The sequence below is a fragment of the Lachnospiraceae bacterium oral taxon 500 genome (genome assembly GCA_002999035.1).
In the GTDB taxonomy this organism is placed as follows: domain Bacteria; phylum Bacillota; class Clostridia; order Lachnospirales; family Vallitaleaceae; genus W11650.
The window spans coordinates 704095-720703 of the sequence record CP027241.1 but is presented as its reverse complement, the minus strand read 5'-3'; the positions used below and the strand labels follow the sequence as shown (position 1 = coordinate 720703).

The following is a 16609-nucleotide window of genomic DNA, read 5'->3' as shown; positions in this document are numbered from 1 at the left end:
AAGAGAAGGCAGATGACCTCACAATTTGACCGGACGGCGGCACTGATTGGTGAAACGGGGGTGCAGACGCTGCGCCAAAAGAAAGTGGCGGTTTTTGGTTTGGGCGGGGTTGGTTCGTTTGCGGCGGAAGCTTTAGCCAGAGCTGGAATCGGCAGCCTTTTGCTGGTCGATAAGGACGTCATTGAGGAAACGAACCTGAACCGGCAGCTTTATGCACTGCATTCAACGGTCGGGAAGCTTAAGGTAGAAGCAGCCAGGCAGCGCTGTCTGGACATTAATCCTGACCTGCGGATTGATGTCCGACCAGAATTTTACTTAAAGGCCGGCCAGATTGATATCAGCGGCTGCGATTATGTGGTGGATGCGATTGATAATGTCACGGCCAAATTGCAGCTGATTGCAGACGCCAAAAGCAAAAATATTCCGATTATTGTTTGCTTGGGCACCGGCAATCAGCTGGACAATACCAGATTTCAAATCGCTGATATTACGCGGACGACAGTCTGTCCACTGGCTAAAGTGATGCGTCGGGAATTAAAAGCCCGGGGAATTACAGACGTAAAAGTCGTGTTTTCGACAGCAGAACCAGTGCTAAAACAAAAAATACCGGCATCGATCAGCTTTGTCCCCCCGGTGGCCGGTTTTTATCTGGCCGGCGAAGTGATTCGAGAGTTGCTTACAGTTCAGCCAAACTGCACTCATAATTCGCTTGCAGCGAATTATGAGTGTGTGCGTTCCGCAAATAGATAATAATACTTACTATGCCCTTGGAGAGCAAGCTCTCCGGCCATAGTAAGTATTATTATCTGCTTGTCTGAACTGTAAGCAACAAGCGGACACTAATGCCTGATATCAACGGGTTAGATAAGCATAGTGAGATTTGGCTGAACGGTAACTTTTGACATATTGAGTTAAAGATGAGAGGGAATCAAATGGAAGTAGGACAAGTAATAGAGGTAAAAGACGATCAAGTTATCCTGCGTATGGTCAGGAACGCTGCCTGCGGCTCCTGCCATGCCTGCAGCATGGGCGCCGAGAGCCAGACTTTAAAGCTCCAGGCTCTGAATCTTTGCGCCGCCCAAAAGAATGATATGGTTGAGATTCGGCTGGATGGCGACAGCTTTTTGTCGGCAGTCAGTATTTTATATGGTATTCCGTTGATCTTTCTGCTGTTGGGTATTATCGGCGGCAGTTTTTTGGGAGAAGCACTTTTCCCGGCGCAGAAGGAGTTGGTGGCGATTGCGTTGGGTTTCGGCCTGACAGCACTTAGTTTTCTGGCGATCAAAAGCCGTGAGAAGCATTTTCGCCGGGAAAAATACATTCCCAAAGCCGTGCGAATCGTTGACCCGGCAATGATTGACAGGTAAATAACGAGTATCGGCCAGAGCAGTTCTTTACGTTAGTGACTCACGGAATACCCCATTTGAGGTCGAATCAGACATTTTCTGTTTGCGGCCCGAATATTAAAGGGGCTGTTGCACTTTAAGGCATTGTCCCAGATATTGAAAGTTTAACACAATATCTGGAGACGAATCCTTATTATGCAATAGCCCTTTGCTTTGTTTTTGGCTGGGAGCAGGCAGTCCTGCATCACGGCTAAAATGTCTTGATTGTGAATAATATTAGGTGTTCGCTGACAGCGGCAGTTAGTCCGGGCAGCGTGCTTAAAGCAGGCAGTCCTGCATCACGGCTAAAACACCTTGCTTGTGAATGATATTCAGGTATTCGCTGACAGCGGCAGTTAGTCCGGGCAGCGCGCTTAAGTCCTCGCCCCAAAAGTCGGTGCGGCGACAGACGGCATTGACATAATCCGTGATTTCAGCGTCTTTTTGAGCGGCAAAAAACTGCAAAACAGCCGGATCATCTTTGATCAGGTATGAACCGGTCTGACGCTGGCTGCGCAGCCCGTCAGCCGTCATTTCCTGACCGTGATAAAACGCCAGATAAAAGGCAAAAGCAGCGGTCAGACAGGGCGGCAGCTGATGTGTCAGCCGGAGGGAGGTCTTTAGGGACGGCAGCAGCCGGGCTTTCCATTTAGCAGTTGAATTCAGGCTGATAGCCAGCAGGGAATGCCGGATAAAAGGATTTTGAAACCGCTCCAAGACTGCGTCGGCAAAGGCGGTACAGTCAGCTGCCGGCAAAGACAGCGTGGGAATGATTTCCTGATAAATGAGGCGGTGCATAAAATTGCGGATAATATCTTCCCGCAGACAGTCGCCGACAAAATCCTGACCGGCCAGATACGCACCCAGAGAAACGGCGGTGTGGGCACCGTTTAGGATGCGGACTTTCCTTTCCTTGTAAGGCTTATGGTCATCGGTGATTAAAACCGGCAAACCGGCTTCGGCAAAGGGCAATTCTTCTTTCAGCCAAGCCGGGCCTTCAATCACCCACAGGCCGAACAATTCGCCGGTATCCAGAACCTGGTCCCGGTAACCGTTAGCCGCTTCCAGTGCGGCACTTTCTCCGGCCGGATAGCCGGTTACAATCCGGTCAACCAGAGTGGAGCAAAAAATGTTTTCCGTTTGCAGCCAGTCTATAAATTCCTTTTCCAAACCCCATTGCCGGGCATAGTCCAGAACATATTGGTGGAGCAGGCGGCCGTTGTCGTCAATCAGCTCGCAGGCCAGAATAATAAAGCCTTTGCTGCCGGGGCCAAAGGTTTTGAAGCGGCGGTATAAAAATTGGGTCAATTTGGCCGGATAGCTTTTCGGCGGCGTATCCTCAAGCTTACAGTCGGGGTCGTAAACAATCCCGGCTTCGGTCGTGTTGCAGGTAATATAGCGCAGCTCCGGATTTTCGGCGCAGGCTAAAACCGCGGCATAGTCAGCATAAATATTTAAGCAGCGGCTGACGCAGGAAATGATCCGGCGTTCTTCCAGCTTTTGTCCGGCTTTCGCACCGCGCAGGTATAAGGTATAAAGCCCTTCCTGTTCGTTTAAAGCCGTTCCCGGATCAAAGCCGCTGGCCCGGGGAATGGGCTGAACCAGAACGACTTTGCTGTTAAACCCGGTCTTTTCATTTAGAATATCAATAAAATAATCAACAAAGGCACGCATAAAGTTGCCCTCGCCAAATTGGATCACTCGTTCCGGCGCCTGCTTCAGCAAGTAACCGGAATAGCCCTGTTCCCGCAAAAGGGAATACGACAGTTGCTTCATTTTATCCTCCGTTCTGCCGCCGCGGCGGCACATACAGCTACAAAGTCACGCCCTGCTTAAAGATGGCCATGTCATGGAAACCGGCGGCTTCGGATTTTACTTTTTCTCCGGAAGCAACAGCCAGAACATAATCAAACAGTTTTTGACCTAAAGAGTCCAAGCTTTCCCGGCCGGTAACCAGTTCGCCGCAGTTAAAATCAATCCATTTCTTTTTACTCTCATACAGGGCGGAATTACTGGAAATTTTAACGGTCGGTACCGGGCAGGCAAAGGGAGTGCCGCGGCCGGTGGTAAATAAAATGATCTGCGCGCCCGATGCCGCCAAAGCGGTGGAAGCGACCAAATCATTGCCCGGCGCACTGAGCAGGTGCAGGCCTTTATGCCGAACCGGCTCGCCGTAAGCCAAAACGCCTTCAATCGGAGCGCTGCCTGACTTTTGAGTACAGCCCAGGGACTTATCTTCCAAGGTGGAAATACCGCCCTTTTTGTTGCCGGGCGAAGGATTTTCATAAATCGTCTGGTTATGAGCAATAAAATAATTTTTAAAATCATTAATCAGGGCAACGGTTTTTTCAAACAGCTCCCGGCTGGCACAGCGGTTCATTAAAATTGTTTCCGCTCCGAACATTTCAGGCACTTCCGTTAAAATGGTAGTACCGCCGGCCGCAACCAGGCGGTCAGAAAACGCACCGACCGTGGGATTGGCGGTGATACCGGATAAGCCGTCCGAACCGCCGCATTTGAGTCCGACAATCAGTTCCCGGGTGGAAATCCTTTCCCGGCGGCGGGTGGCAGCGTAGGCAGTCAATTCTTCCAGCAGGGCCAAACTATCGGCGACTTCGTCATCGCTGTCCTGAGCGGTTAAGAACTTAACCCGCCGTTCGTCATAGGGGCCAATCAGTTTTTTCAGCTCTTCAATATTGCTGTTTTCACAGCCCAGCCCCAGCACCAAAACTCCGCCGGCATTGGGGTGATTGATCAAATCTGCTAAAATTGTCTTGGTATTTTCCTGATCATCGCCCATTTGCGAACAGCCATAGGGATGCGGAAAAGCGGCAATGGAATCAATACTGCCCCGGAGCATGCTTTGCGCCTGCCGCTCAATCGCGCTGACAACACTGTTTAAGCAGCCGACAGTCGGAATAATCCAAATTTCGTTACGCACACCTGCCCGGCCGTCCGGCTGGCGGTAACCGGAAAAAAAGTGCTCGGCGGTTCTTAGTGGGGTTAAATCGCCGGGCTGATAAGTATAGGACATAATCTCACCCAGTCCGGTTTTTAGGTTATGGGTATGGATCCATTCGCCGGTTTTTACAGCGGCAGTGGTTTGGCCGATGGGATGGCCGTATTTGATGACACTTTCGCCGGCCGCCAGCGGGCGGAGAGCAAACTTATGCCCCCGGGCAATATCAGCCGGTAAAAGAAACTCGTCGCCGCCTAAAGTAATCGGAGTCTGTGCTTTTAAATCGGTCAGAGCAACAGCGACATTATCAGCCGGATGAATTTTAATAAAATTGAGCATAAAAACCTCCTAAGTTTTGGGTGGGGCATATCTCTTAAATCCGCCGGACTACAATAAGATTTTTTGACCGGAAACTGCCCAGGGCAGAGACATTTCGGAAAACAAAGCCTGTTTGGTAGCGGCGGAATACACCAAATCCTGAATCCCGATGAGTTCGCGGCCGTGTTCGCCGTTTTCCTGATAGCCTTTAATAAAAGTATCGGGAATGGTTTGAATTTCTTTAGCCGAGGCAAAGGCAGCGTCCGAAACCAGTACCGTATTTTGGCAGCTGCTAAGCGGGCAGAATAAAGGCGTACCGTTTAATAAAAACTGGCACATATTGTCATGAATTTTATCCGTTGGGTTTTCTTCCGCCGGATAGCTGTCCTGCCCGGCGTCGGTTTGCAGATAGCCGGGATATTGCCATACGGCATTGCCCTGACTGCCGCTGATTTCGATTCTGGCCGGAGTTTGCTCCGGGCTGCATAAAGTAGCGTAAAACAGCAGGCGTGTACCGGCTTCGGTCAAAATCCGCAGGCAGGAAGTGTCTTCGCCGGTGATCGGATAGACCCTGTAAAGCTCGGCTTCCGCTGAAACCGGACGGCCGCTGCCGGAAGCGGCGGCGAGCAGCAGCATATTGTTAAGCAGATGCGACAGCGGGTTGTTGATGGTGCCGTCGCGCAGCGGATAATCCTTATAGCTTATTTGTCCCAGCCAGGGTGATCCGGAATAATAACTTTGATAGCGCTTGTACAGTCCGGTTCCAGTAATGCTGTGAATCCGGCCGAGTTCCCCATTTTTTAAAAGCTGCACCAGTTTGAGAAAAGCGAGGTCGGCGGTCATAGTATAATTAATGGCACAGCTTTTGCCGCTGGCCGTTTGTGCGGCTGTCAGCCGTGCAAATTCTTCCGGTAAAATTGCCGGCGGTTTTTCCAGCAGCACATGGGCGCCGTACGCCAGACAGGCAGCAGCAATTTCGCTGTGCGTAGGAATCGGCGTTGAGATTGTGATGTAATCCAGATTGGGGACGGTGCTTAGCAGCTCACGATAATCAGTAAAAAAAGCAATTCCTTTGGCTTCCAATTCCTGACGAAAGCAAGGATTAACGTCGCAGACCGCCTTTAAAGCAATTTTCTGCTGACTGATTAATTTTTCCAGAGCAAGAAGATGGCAGTAGCCAAAGCCTCCGGCTCCGATTAAAGCGGTATTTAGCATAGTATCCCTTTCTGCGGCATGATCCGGCCGCGCGGCAGTTTCAAAACCGTCCGGGAAAAAACAGAGGTGTTTTGTCCGGACGGTTATTAACTCGATTTTTGCCTGTATTGAGCCGGCCCTATTTTGGGTCGGCTAAAAGCGAAGCAATTGTGACTGGCCGGTGTTCGGCAATGGAACGATTGGCGGCAACACCGATTAGGATTGACATGGCGCCGTCAAAGGAAGAAGCCTGCTGGTTTAACGGGTCGTTGAAGTTTGGCTCAAATAAAGCCTTTTGCAGCCGGGCATCGCCGCCGCCATGCACGCCGACACTGGGCGGCAAATTATAAACGACCGCTTCGCCCTGCCGGTTGAATAAGGTAATTTGTTCAATTCCGCTTTCCGGGTGGAGCAGGTTGGTGTAGGCCGCCGCTTCAATCCGGCCCTTGGTACCGTTAAAGGTCACCTTATAACCTTCGTAAGGACTGTGAGCAATCAGCGAATAGGTTAAATAAGCGCCGCTTTGGTAACGGACATTGACTGACATGGTATCATAGGTGGTAATTTCGTCGGCAAAGACACATTGATCCCGGAAATAGCCGTCTTTTTCCTCCGCATCCAAATAAAGCGCCTTATAATCGGGGTCTTCACTCAAATCAAAATAAAACTCGCAGGAATCGGTATACGGGCAGCCCGTACAGCGAAGCGAACGCTGCTCCCGGGTTGGGCCGTAAAACTTGGTGGAACCGTAAGCGAAAACCTCTTCCGGGCGCTGGTCGATCAGCCAATTAACCATATCAAAATGATGTGTTGATTTATGTACCAGCAGGCCGCCGCAGCGGTCAAGCCGGCGGTGCCAGCGCCGGAAATAATCCGCGCCGTGCGAAGTGTCCAGGAGATATTCCAGATGAACACTTAAAACTTCGCCGATTGTGCCGCCGGCAATCATTTCCTTCAAACGCTTGACATAGGGAATAAACCGGACATTAAAAGTAACTTTAACGCTTTTGCCGGTTTCTTTTTCCGCTTTCAGAATCGCCCGGCAGCGGGCATCGTCAATGGTCATCGGTTTTTCGCAGATTACGTCGTAACCGGCGTATAAAGATTTTAAAATAAATTGGTCATGCGTATCGTCGGTGGTGGCGATAATAATGGTGTCAATTTCACAGGACTTTAACATCAAATCAAAATCGGTGAAATAGGGAACATCGCCGCAGCGCTCGGCAACATAGGATGCCCGAGCGGGGTTGCTGTCGCAGACCGCCGTCAGCCTGGCAGTGTGAGTAAAGTGTTGCACCAGCGGCAGGGCGAACATATACATGCCGCGATGACCGCAGCCAATCATGGCATAATTATGCGGTTTTTTTATAGCCTTTTCCATAACCTTGAGATCCTTTCTCTTGTTGTAAACTTCTATTCCGGTGTGCAGACATCTTGACGGTAAACCGAAACTCCGGCGACCACGGTTTGGCGGACTTGGATTTTACCGGTATTAAAATCAAAATCAAAAAAAGTCAGATCTGCCTTCTTACCGACCGCCAGCGTACCGCTGTCCGGCCAGCCCATTGCCTCGGACGGCCGACGCGTAACCAAAGTGACGGCGTCTTTTAGCGCCATTTTAAGAGTACCGGCTAAAAACTCCAGGTTTTGCAGCAGGGTGGCACTGGAGCCGGCTAAAATATCGGGGGTAGACTTCATGTACAAGCGGCCGTTTTCGGCTAAGATTACCGAACTGCCGATTTCATCGGAGTATTCGCCCGGAGCTAACCCGGCCAGAGAGACGCAGTCGCTGACAACAAAAGCCTTTTCGCCTTTGCAGCGGAGCATAGCGGTCAGTACCGCCGGCGGCAGATGATGTCCGTCGGCGATCAGTCCGGCATAAAGGCGATCCTCTGCCAGCTGTTCCCAGATATAATTTTGATGCCGGGGCAGTACCGGATGCGAGCCATTACCTAAATGCGTAGAAATAGACGCTCCGGCGTCAGCTGCTGCCAAAATATCAGAGCGGCTGGCGTTGCTGTGACCAATCGCTACCCGCACACCCTGAGCGGTTAGCTGCGGGATTAAATCAATGGCACCGTTTCGTTCCGGGGCTAAGGTGACTTTACAAATTTTTCCGCCGGCCGCCTGCTGCAGTGCTGTAAACTCGGACAGACTTCCGTCCCGAACACAGGCAAGCTCATGCGCGCCGCGCGGGCCGTCCTGATCGGAAATCCAAGGACCTTCCATGTGAATTCCGGGAACAGAAGCGGCGGTAATGGGGTTTTCCAGACAGGCCTGATGAACAGCTGCCATACCGGCTGCCATGCGTTCCGGCGAATTGGTGATGATGGTCGGTAAAAACTTAGTCACACCGCAGGAATGGAGTTTAGCGGCAGCGTTTGAGATATCGCTGCTTTGTACGCCGGCTTTGTTAAAGTCATGACCGAAGCAGCCGTTGACCTGCAAATCAATCCAGCCCGGTGAGACCAGAGGCAGAGAAGGATCAGCCGGGATTTCCCGGATAGAAGTAATTTTTCCGTTTTCGGTGCTGATCGCCAAAGAACGGCTGCTGTATAAATCCCGGCCGTAAAAAACGGCGGCGGGAGAAGATAAAATATGTTTCATGAGAGCAAACCTTTCTGTTATTTTTAACCTTTTAAACCGGAGGAAACAACGCCCTGCATAAATTGTTTCTGTACGCTGAAAAACAGAATTAAAAGCGGTACAATTGACAGCGTGGTCATGGCGATGGATGCGCCGATATTGCCGGCCCCGGCTTCATCCAGGAAAACATTGATTGCGACCGGTACGGTAAAGTTTTTCAGGCTGTTAATTAAAATCAGCGGCGAGAAAAAATCATTATAGGCCGAGGAAAAGCTGAGGATAGTAACGGTCAGCAAGACCGGCTTGGCCAAAGGCAAAATGATTTGACTGAAAATCCGAAATGTGGACGCACCGTCAATTCGGGCGGCTTCGTCCAGTTCATAGGGGATTCCCAGAAAAAACTGCCGGATCATAAAAATATAAAAAGCGCCGCCGCCCAGGAAAGAGCCGATAAAAAGCGCGGGCAAGGTATCGACTAAGCCCAGGGCGTTAAAAATCAGATAATTGGGAACAATCGTTACCTGATAGGGTAGCATCATGGTTGCCAGCAAAATCAGAAAAAGGATGTTGCGTCCTTTGAAATTGATGCGGGCAAAGCCGAAGGCAACCAGCGAAGCGGTAAAAACCGTGCCGGTTACGGACATTACGGTGACAAAAAAAGTGTTTAAATAAACGCGGCTGAATGAAATTCCGCCCATAAAACGCCAGCCGGCAAGATAATGCTTAAAAGTCCAGGTTTTAGGGAGCCATTCGAAGGGAATTTTAAAAATCTCATTCATTGGCTTAAAGGAGCTGACGATCATCCAATATAAAGGGAACATATAAATCAGCGCTAAAACAGTGGCGATGCCGTAAAATAAAAGGCTGAAAAGGAATGCTTTGCGGGTTTTAGCCGTTTGTTTCATTAAGCACCTCGTTTCTGGTCCGTTTCATAGTAGACCATTTGCTTAGAGACTCGAAGGACGATCAGCGTCAGGACAAAGATCAGCAGGAAAAGGATCCAAGCCAGAGCGGAAGCATAGCCCATATTGTGATATTTAAACGCTTCCTCGTAAAGGTAAAGCACATAAAAATAAGTTGATTTGGCCGGGCCGCCCTTGGTGATGACAAAGCCGCTGGTAAAGACCTGCATGGCGTTAATGATGCCCAGAATCAAATTATACAAAACCATCGGCGAAATCAGTGGCAGAGTAATGGAAAAGAACTTGCGGACCCGACCCGCGCCGTCAATCGTAGCCGATTCATAAAGCTCCTGCGGCACCTGCTGCAGGCCGGCAATAAAGATCAGCATGGCGGTACCCAGAACCCAGGTTTGAATTGCCACCAAGGTGTAAAGCGCGTTGGAAAGACTGTTAAAAAACTTCATCTTTTCCAGACCCATACTGACTAAAAAAGAATTAATAAAGCCGCTGTCGCTGAAAATCATGCGCCACATCACAGCCACGCCGACCGATCCGCCGATAAAAGACGGAACATAAAAGATCGTCCGGTAAATACCGATGCCCGGTTTTTTTCGATAGAGCGCCAGTGCCGCTAAAAGCGCGGTAATAATGTGCAGCGGAACCGATAAAAGCGCATAGGTAGCCGTTACCTTTAAAGATTTCCAAAAAGTGGGATTTTGAAACATATTAATATAATTTTCTAAACCGATAAACTTGGGCTGTGAGAGTAAACTGTAATTGGTAAAGGATAAATACAGTGACCATAAAGTCGGCAGCAGGGTAAATACCAATAAACTGATCAGCCAGGGTGAAATAAAAAGATAGCCGGTCAGGTTTGTCCGGACACTTCGTCGTTTCATAGAAAAGCCTCCTGTTTTTTTGGGCCGGGGGAGCCGCCGTTTTTCGGTAAACGGCGGCTCCCCGGTCCGGCCTTGCGTTTAGTCAGCGGAGATAATAGCCTGATTCATAACCTCTTGTGCGTTTTTGATAAAGGTGTCTTTATCAATATCGTGGAAAATATAACGTTCCATTTCAACCTGATAAGCCTCTAACGCCTGAGAATAGCCTTTCGGCATAGGCAGACTCCAGATTTCATCAATATCGGCCTGGCTTCTTTGTACCAGATCCAGCATTTCGTATTCCAGACTTCCGGCTTCCAGATTGTCTTGCAAAAGTTTCAGCGAAGACGGAACGGACGGAACGCCGAATTGAGTACCGATTGCTTTGACTGCTTCCGGATCGGTTTGCAGGAAATTAAGGAGCATTAAAGCTTCGTCAATATGCTTGGAACTGGACGGGATTCCCCACAGTCCGCCGGGAACCGGAGGATTGGCGATTTTTTTGCCGCTGCCGTCAAAGGTTTTCGGAATTACGGCAAAACCCAGCGGATCTTCGGTTTGGTTTTTGGTATTGGGAATAACAGAAGAAGCGGATAAGGTGGATGCCAGATTACCGGCTTCAAACCCAATGGTATCGCTGCTGTCGCGAGCAATCGTGCCGTTTTCCCATAAGGCTTCGTTCCAGCTCCAGATTTTATTGGCTGCATCAAAATCAATGGTTACTTTCGCCGGATCAGCTGATACATCATAGATTTCCTGTCCCAGCTGCTTCATCATCAGCGGAAAAATATCGGGCATATACATCCAGCCGTTATCACCGTAAATTTCCGGCAAAGCGGCGTGAACCTTTTGCCATTTTTCGCTTAAGGAAACCCAGGATTCGTTGTCGCTCGGATATTCTACTCCGGCGGCATCAAAATGCTTCTTATTATAAAGTACCGCTAAAGTAGAAATTCCGGTAGACAGACCGATGACCCGGCCGTTTACGGTCTGATAAGGATTTTTCAGGTTGGCCTGAATTTCGCTGAAATACGGAAGCGCGGCCGAATGATCCAAATAGTTGATTAAGGTATCGCCTGCGCCGTACTGCTGCGCGAATCCCCGGCCAAAGGCAAAGAGATCCGGTGCATTGCCGGTGCTGAGCTGAACTGTCAATTTGTCATGATAACCGTCCCAACCGGAAAAAGTGCTTTCGACTTTAATCCAATCATAGGTTTGCATAAAGCGGTCAATCGCACTTTGCAGGGCGGCATGACGGGTATCGGTTCCCCACCAGCTGACGGTCAGAGTGACCGGAGTTTTGGCTTCTGTTGTTTTTTCCGTTGTTTCCGGCTTTTCCTCTTTTTTTTCATCAGCGGTCTGTTTCGTTTCCGTGGTGTCGGTTTTGGGCTGCTGGGTTGTGCCGGAGCAAGCTGACAGAACGATGGTCAGGGACAGCAAAATCCCAAGCAGAAAATGAATGTTCTTTTTCATAAATTCCCTCCTGATTTTCATTTTGTTCTTTGGTGATACAAGTGCCGAAAGTCTAAAAATCCAATGTCAGAGATTTTGGATCTTTTGACGCTTATATCTTTTGACAATAACAGCGGTAAAATATTTGACTTTCGCATCCCTCCTCGCGATGACCCGACCGGTTTGGAAAATGTTCCCAACCGTTAGGTATGGATGTTTATTTATTTACCTGGTTCGACCGGGCGTTTGGCACGGACGAAAGCCAAGTGACATACTTATCTGCTCTCCGAGTGCTGGGCGGCGCTTGAACCGGCGCCATTAAGTGCTCGGAGGCTATTTGAAAATTACTGAAAATTAGGTAAATAAGCTTTATTGGCGGTCAGTAAAGCGTCCAGCAGCTTGGGCGTAATCGAAGTCGTTGGGATCAAAGGATGAATTCCCATCGCCAGCAGGGCTTTGGACCGGCTGCCTTCAACGGCGGCTTCAATAGTCAGGCTTTCATATTCTTTGACAGTCCGAATTAAACCGCTGATGCCTTGCGGAATGCATCTGGGCTTAACCGGGACGGCACCGTCTGCGCCGACGATGCAGTTGATCTCAATGGAGGCAGCGTCATCCAGGAAGGGCAGCATGCCCTGATTTTGTACATTGACGGCATGAATTTCCCGGCGGTCATTGTAAATTGCGTCCAGAAGCCGGATGGCTGCTTCCGAATAGTAGGCGCCGCCGCGGAAAGAAAGTTCTTCCGGTTTTTCTTTTAGTTCAGGGTCGGCGTACATACGGAAAAGGCGTTCCTCGATGGCTTTGACTTTATGCGAACGGATTTCGCCGGCGGCGTACTCGCGCAGCATATCATTCAGCATTTCTTCTTTCATATAATAATACCGCAGATAATAAGACGGGATTGCCCGCAGAGCCTGAATAAACTCATTTTCCCAGCCGATGCCGGATACGTTGGCAGCGGTGTAGGACTGATAGCGCCCGTCTAACAGTGTGTCAATACACTCTTTGCCGTTATGCAGAACTGAGCCGACCCAGTGCAGATGATTTAAGCCGACAAATTCAGGAGAAACCTCGGCTTCATCGACATTGAGCATGGCCGCTGCCGCTTTTTTGAAACCAAGCGGAGCATTACACAGGCCGATGGCTTTGATCTTGGAGTGCCGCAGAATGGCTTCGGTTACCATACCGGAGGGATTTGCAAAATTGATCAGCCAGGCGTCGGGGCAAAGTTCCTCCATATCCCGGCAGATGTCGAGCAGAACCGGGATAGTCCGCAGCCCGCACATCATTCCGCCGACACCGGTTGTTTCCTGACCCAGAACGCCGAAAGAAAGCGGGATTTCTTCATCCAGGGTTCGAGCCGGCATCTGGCCGACCCGAATTTGAGTCAGCACAAAATCGGCATCAGGCAGGGCGCTGCGTCTGTCAAGGGAAGAAAAAACGCGAATATCGGAGCCGGCTTTGGTCAACATCCGTTTAGTCAAAGCGGTAATAATTTCTAATTTTTCGCGGCCGGCCTCAACATCAATCAAATGCAATTCTTTGACTGGTAAAGTAGCGGCATGAAGAATAAGTCCTTCAATCAATTCAGGCGTATAAGAAGAGCCGCCGCCGATAACGACAACTTTTAAATGTTCTTTTTTAGGCATAATCATTTTCCTTTCGGCGATTGCAGAAGAAGCAATCGAAACTTGCTGGTTTAGGGTGGAGTAACTGACTTAAAGGGTTACATTTTTTAAACTTTCCAATACTGCCGGATTAACAGCGGTGCCGGCTTCGTCCATGGCCCGTAAAACTGCGCCGATAACAGGCGGTGCGGTTAATTTGACTATTTTGGCCAAAGGCGCCAAAGCCGTCACTTCCTCGGCAATAATATCCCGCAGATAGGCATCCGGCCCTTTGACGACAACACTGCCGGCTAAAACCACATCAAAATCCTCGTTTTGCAGATTGGAGCGGCGGATGGCGGTTTGAGCGGACAAAGCCAGCTCCTTGCCCTGACGGCAGGCAATCGCCCGAGCAGCCGGATCACCTTCGGCCGCCAGCCGCAAAAGCGGAGGAACGACGGTCAGCGGCACGTTTTGATAATTGTGGTCTAAAAAATCATCGCGCATCGTTTCGACATCCGGATAATTTAAAGTTTGCAGAAAAATGCCGGTCAGTTCCGTCGGGGCTTCCCGGCCATCCCAAGCCCGAATCACTGCCCGAAAACCGTCGTTGGCTAAGCTTTGCCCGCCACCGAAGTCGCCATACAGCTCGCCCAGGCCGCCAATTTGGATTTCAGTACCGGAAACGGAACGAGCCGCACAATTAATTCCCGTGCCGCAGATCAGAACCACTCCGTAGGGAAAACGGCTGGCGGCTCGAAGTGCAATCATGGTGTCGCATTCGATTTGCCAGCGGGCAAACCCCAGCTTGGCAATGAGGGGCCGTAAAATAGAGTAATCCGCCGGCCGGTCAGCACCGGCCAGGCCAAAGAAGGCAAAAGCAATCGCATCCTTCGTTAAACCGGCTGAGTGCAAAGCCTGATTGACTGCGGCTTCAATATTGCGGGCAGCTGCTTCCGCGCCCAACTGATGATTGCCGCAGCCGGAGCGGCCGCTGCCTAAGACAGTTCCGGCCTGATCAGTAATCAGCGCGTCAGTCTTGCTGCCGCCGGCATCAACACCTAAGAAAAATATCGGGTTTGCGGAAGAAACTGGAAAATTAAATTGTTTTGATATAGGTATCGCGGGCATGAATACCTCCTTAATCGGCCAGTGTATTTTCAGCGCGGCCTTTGCAGGCGCCTGCTGCGGTGTTCGTTACAGGGAGATTTTTGCTGTTTGGCAAATAAAATCTCCGGAAAATTTAAAGATATTTCTCAAAGAAATCAAAGGCCTTATTACCGGCAAAACGGTGGCCGCCGGCATGGATATCCCGCCAGAAGCGGTCGCCGGAGCCGGCTGCATCATAAATGGTTTTGACTTGTTCGCTGCTGGCCAGCTGATCCTGAATATAAAAGCAATCGTCGTAAATGCCCATTTCCAGAAGCAGCGGCCGGGGAGCGATTAAACCGGCAATATCGTGAGTCTCAAAATATTTATAAATCTCCGGCAGCAGTTGAATACCGCAAAAGTTGGCTCTTTTTACGGCAAACTCAGACCATGGATTAATATAACCCATCACATCGGCAGCGGCAATCCGAGGCTCAACCGCTGTCGTAAAAGCGGTCATGGTGCCTCCGTAGCTAAGCCCCATCATGCCGATTCGCTTGGGGTCAACTTCGGCTCTGGTTTCCAGATAATCAACGGTTCGCATGATATCCCAAACGTTCAGGCCCAGCATATAACAGCCGAACAGAGCGCCCTTAATAAAATTGACATTGCAGGCATCCCGGCCGGGAAAAGGATCAATCCCGTCCCGCCGTTCGCCGAAGCCGCGAAGTTCCGGGATAATAGTCAGATATCCTTTTTTAGCCATTTGCAGGCCATAATCGTAATTCATTTGCCGGATTGCCTCGCAGTGCTCATCCTCGCAACGCATTCCGGCAACCGGATCTTTGCCCAGATGGGCGGGATGACCGTTGCAGCAAATAATGGCCGGGTTCTTTTTGGTGGCGGGCATTGACTGCGGCCGCAGAACAAAGCAGGGGATGGACATATTTTCCTCAACGTCAAAAATGACTCGTTCCCGGATAATATCGTCTTCCTGGACGGAATAAACAACTTCCGGTTCTAGCGGCACTTTGGCGGGGAGTTCGCCCAGCAGGGCAATTAGTTTTTCCCTGGCTTTTTGCTGCCAAAGACGCCAGTCGGTATTATCATGCCGGCCGAAGGACAGCAGGGGTACATGTACCTCGGCTTTGCTGTTCCAGTATTCGGTCATGGAAAAGTTTCTTTTTTTCATAGCAGCCTCTTTTCATGGAATAGAAAAAATCAAATATATAAATAACTGGTTAGTTATTTAAGGGTAATAATCATTCTTTATATATTTTGTTTTTCGGTCAGCGTTTTATCCGGCACAATAGTCAGCCGGAAAATACCGGAGATTTAAGCAGCTTTTAACCGGCTGGATTTAAGCCCTTCCGGCGGTTAATTTCGCGGCGGAAGCATCGTCAATAAACAGCTGCCAGTCAGGATGCATTTTTAAAATCGTGGCCGGAACCTCGGGACTGACCGGTTGGGTGATGGTGTTCCAAATAGCTTCGGCTTTGACAGCATGCGGCGCAGCGGTAATAATGTGGCGGCAGGCCATGATTTGCTTAACGCACATGGTAATCGCCTGCTGCGGCACGTCTTCTATCCGCTCAAACCAGCCTTCGCCTACCTGCTGCCGACGGCAGCGCTCGTCTAAAGTTACCACTTTATAAGCGGCATCCGTATCAAAATCAGCCGGCGGGTCATTAAAAGCAATATGGCCGTTTTCGCCAATGCCGATTACGCCGATGTCAACCGGCAGTTTTAAAAGTTCTTCGGTCAAGCGGGAGATGTTGGCGTTGATGTCGCCCTCGCCGCTGACAAAGTGAGCGGCTTTTAATTGAACTTTACTCACAAAGCGCTCCTTTAGGTATTTGCGGAAGCTGGCGATATGACTTTCCGGCAGGCCGACATATTCATCTAGATGAAACATTTCAACTTTTTCCCAGGGCACGTCAAGCTCCAGTAAAGCCTTTAGTGTGTCAAACTGAGAAGCGCCGGTGGAAAGAATAATCCGGGCCTGTCCCTGTTTGTCCACAGCGGCGCGCAGGAGTCCGGCAATAGCAGCAGCGGCGCGCTCTCCCAGCTCGCGGGGAGTGGGTGCGATATTAATGTTAATATTCATAAAAACCTCCTTTTAAAGTTTTGTTTTTCATTTGTTGCTCAACTCAACGTTCCTCTGATTGAAAGATTTGCTTTTTGTCCGGGCGGGTGTTCTGCCTGAAAAAGACGGTTCTGATCATCGCAGGAAAGT

General features: G+C 49.9%; 14 protein-coding genes. 2 read left to right on the top strand and 12 right to left on the bottom strand.

Going from position 1 to position 16609, the window contains the following annotated elements:
- Window positions 1-12: 12 nt before the first annotated feature.
- Both C3V36_03415 and C3V36_03410 read left to right on the top strand, forming a co-directional pair.
- Window positions 13-750 (top strand): tRNA threonylcarbamoyladenosine dehydratase, encoded by a 738-nt coding sequence (locus C3V36_03415; protein AVM68378.1) that lies wholly within the window; start codon window positions 13-15, stop codon window positions 748-750.
- Window positions 751-917: 167 nt separating this feature from the next.
- Window positions 918-1367 (top strand): hypothetical protein, encoded by a 450-nt coding sequence (locus tag C3V36_03410; GenBank protein AVM68377.1) that lies wholly within the window; start codon window positions 918-920, stop codon window positions 1365-1367.
- Window positions 1368-1664: 297 nt separating this feature from the next.
- Here the strand turns inward: C3V36_03410 and C3V36_03405 are convergent, their stop codons facing one another.
- The 12 genes from C3V36_03405 to C3V36_03350 form a co-directional block, all read right to left on the bottom strand.
- On the bottom strand, window positions 1665-3161 hold the full coding sequence (locus C3V36_03405; protein ID AVM70423.1) for a tagaturonate reductase: 1497 nt from the start codon (window positions 3159-3161) through the stop codon (window positions 1665-1667).
- A 37-nt stretch (window positions 3162-3198) separates the two neighbouring features.
- Window positions 3199-4683 carry an altronate hydrolase gene (locus C3V36_03400; protein ID AVM68376.1) on the bottom strand — a complete coding sequence of 495 codons (1485 nt, stop codon included), beginning with the start codon at window positions 4681-4683 and terminating at the stop codon, window positions 3199-3201.
- A 48-nt stretch (window positions 4684-4731) separates the two neighbouring features.
- On the bottom strand, window positions 4732-5877 hold the full coding sequence (locus C3V36_03395) for a hypothetical protein (protein AVM68375.1): 1146 nt from the start codon (window positions 5875-5877) through the stop codon (window positions 4732-4734).
- Between the two features lie 118 nt (window positions 5878-5995).
- Window positions 5996-7225 (bottom strand): gfo/Idh/MocA family oxidoreductase, encoded by a 1230-nt coding sequence (locus C3V36_03390; protein ID AVM70422.1) that lies wholly within the window; start codon window positions 7223-7225, stop codon window positions 5996-5998.
- Window positions 7226-7269: 44 nt separating this feature from the next.
- Window positions 7270-8463 (bottom strand): N-acetylglucosamine-6-phosphate deacetylase, encoded by a 1194-nt coding sequence (locus C3V36_03385; protein ID AVM68374.1) that lies wholly within the window; start codon window positions 8461-8463, stop codon window positions 7270-7272.
- A 23-nt stretch (window positions 8464-8486) separates the two neighbouring features.
- A complete protein-coding gene (locus tag C3V36_03380) occupies window positions 8487-9347 on the bottom strand; it encodes a sugar ABC transporter permease (GenBank protein AVM68373.1) in 861 nt (286 codons plus the stop codon).
- On the bottom strand, window positions 9347-10243 hold the full coding sequence (locus C3V36_03375) for an ABC transporter permease (protein ID AVM68372.1): 897 nt from the start codon (window positions 10241-10243) through the stop codon (window positions 9347-9349). Before C3V36_03375 ends, C3V36_03380 begins: the two co-directional genes overlap by 1 nt.
- Before the next feature lie 78 nt (window positions 10244-10321).
- Window positions 10322-11716, bottom strand: a complete 1395-nt coding sequence (locus C3V36_03370) for a hypothetical protein (protein ID AVM68371.1) — start codon at window positions 11714-11716, stop codon at window positions 10322-10324.
- Between the two features lie 302 nt (window positions 11717-12018).
- Window positions 12019-13326 (bottom strand): 6-phospho-beta-glucosidase, encoded by a 1308-nt coding sequence (locus C3V36_03365; protein ID AVM68370.1) that lies wholly within the window; start codon window positions 13324-13326, stop codon window positions 12019-12021.
- Window positions 13327-13395: 69 nt separating this feature from the next.
- The gene (locus tag C3V36_03360) at window positions 13396-14415 is read right to left on the bottom strand and encodes an ATPase (protein ID AVM68369.1); all 1020 of its coding nucleotides are present in this window, start codon (window positions 14413-14415) and stop codon (window positions 13396-13398) included.
- A gap of 112 nt (window positions 14416-14527) precedes the next feature.
- Window positions 14528-15565, bottom strand: a complete 1038-nt coding sequence (locus C3V36_03355) for a hypothetical protein (protein AVM68368.1) — start codon at window positions 15563-15565, stop codon at window positions 14528-14530.
- 168 nt (window positions 15566-15733) lie between these two features.
- The gene (locus tag C3V36_03350) at window positions 15734-16480 is read right to left on the bottom strand and encodes a glucosamine-6-phosphate deaminase (GenBank protein AVM68367.1); all 747 of its coding nucleotides are present in this window, start codon (window positions 16478-16480) and stop codon (window positions 15734-15736) included.
- Window positions 16481-16609: the final 129 nt, after the last annotated feature.